Genomic DNA, 1,814 nt, shown 5'->3' with positions numbered 1-1,814 from the left:
GAATCTGAACCAGCTCTATATGAATATAGTAAAGGTGTATGGTTGGATAACTTTAAAGACAACATCTTAGATATTTTAGCATTAGATAAATTTTTAAATGATGGAAAATCTGTCGTTCTTGTATCTCCAGAATTACATAAAATGGAACAAATGCAATATTGGCAAGATTTAAAAGAATATATAAGTCAACATGAAAAGTATGCAGCAAATATAGGAATTTGTACTGATTATCCTGAGAAAGCAAGGAGCTACTTTAATGAGTAACATAGTTAAAGCTGTAATCTTTGATATGGATGGAGTACTAATCGAAGCTAAAGATTGGCATTATGACGCCTTAAATAAAGCATTGGCGATTTTTGGCTTAGAAATTACTCGGTACGAGCATTTAGCTACTTTCGATGGTTTATCCACAGCTCAAAAGCTAAATTTGTTATCAAAAACACATGTTTTACCAAATTCGCTCCATGGCTTTATTAATGAAATGAAACAGCAATATACCATGGATATTACAAATCAAAAATGTAAACCTTCTTTTCATCATCAATATGCTCTATCAAAACTTAGAGAACATGGTTATAAACTAGCAGTTGCATCTAACTCAATCAGAAATACTGTTAAAGTAATGATGGAAAAATCTGCACTGATTGAATATTTAGAATTTTATCTTTCCAACCAAGATGTATCAAAAGGTAAACCAGATCCTGAGATCTATAATCTAGCAATTTCAAAACTAGGATTTGAACCTAGCGAATGCGTTATTGTAGAAGACAATGAAAATGGAATAAAAGCTGCAATAGCATCCGGTGCTCATGTCCTCAAAGTTAACGACATACACGATGTAAACTATGAAAACATTACTAGATTTATAAGTGAGGTAAATAATGCTTAATATATTAATACCTCTATCAGGTTCAAATACATTTAAGGTAAATGATAACAAGTCGTTTCCAAGAATTCTAAATGATGTGGGTGGAAAGTTACTTATAGAAAGAGCGGCTGCACCGTTTATTAAGCTAGGATTATCAAAAAATATAATAGTTGCACTACCTAAAAATGAGGCTGAAAAATACCAACTTGATAAGGTAATTGGCCTTCTAGGGCCTGAAGTGAGAACTTGCGAAATCAATGGTAATACAAAAGGTGCTGCTTGCTCAGCTTTACTAGCTATAGAAAGTCTAGATCTTGATAGTCCTTTAATAATTTCAAGTTTTGAACAAGTTCTTGATTTTGATTTAGCACCTTATGTAAAAACATTCATAGACGAACAGGTTGATGCAGGCGTATTAACTTTTGAAGCTATTCATCCCAAATGGTCGTTTGTAAAAACTGATCGGAATGGATATGTCACTCAAGCAGCAGAAAAAATGCCAATAAGCAAAGAAGCTGTTGCTGGTCTATTTTACTATAAAACTGCAAAATTGTTCATTGAAGCTGCCAAATCAATGATCCGGAAGGATATAAAGACAAATGATAGTTTTTATATTTCACCAACGTTGAATGAAATTATACTTAAAGAGGGCATAGTCAAAGCAATCCCTATAGATAAATCAAAGTATTTTCATATTAATGATGAGCATTCGTTAGACGCGTTTGAAACAAAAGTAGCTGATGAAAACGATTGTTTCAAGGAAAAAATTAAAAGTAGTACATGTGAATATGTTGATGCATTTAATAGGAAAGATTTGAATAAAATTTCTAAGATGTTATCAAGCGAAATAACATTAGTGGAAAATAATGCTTCTACTGTAGGTGCTGATAATGTTATAACTATTCTGAGGGATTTATTTGGACAGGCAAGTAATTTTTCTTTTGTA

3 protein-coding genes are annotated in these 1,814 nt (G+C 32.0%); all 3 read left to right on the top strand.

What is annotated here, in order from left to right:
* A partial coding sequence (locus J3L11_RS18720; protein ID WP_207571970.1) for a hypothetical protein occupies positions 1-264 on the top strand: 264 nt, incomplete at its 5' end.
* Complete coding sequence (locus J3L11_RS18715; protein WP_207571969.1) at positions 257-889, top strand: HAD family phosphatase; 633 nt, start codon at positions 257-259, stop codon at positions 887-889. The genes J3L11_RS18720 and J3L11_RS18715, both read left to right, overlap by 8 nt.
* Positions 882-1,814: hypothetical protein (locus J3L11_RS18710; protein ID WP_207571968.1), on the top strand; the 933-nt coding region annotated here is incomplete at its 3' end. The genes J3L11_RS18715 and J3L11_RS18710, both read left to right, overlap by 8 nt.

The organism is Shewanella sp. 4t3-1-2LB, assembly GCF_017368415.1.
In the GTDB taxonomy this organism is placed as follows: Bacteria; Pseudomonadota; Gammaproteobacteria; order Enterobacterales; family Shewanellaceae; genus Shewanella; species Shewanella fodinae.
The sequence above is the reverse complement of the archived record's forward strand: the minus strand, read 5'-3'. Positions and strand labels throughout refer to the sequence as shown.

Excerpts from the sequence above, each read along its gene's own strand:
- J3L11_RS18715 (WP_207571969.1), top strand. The coding sequence starts at position 257 with ATGAGTAACATAGTTAAAGCTGTAATCTTTGATATGGATGGAGTACTA.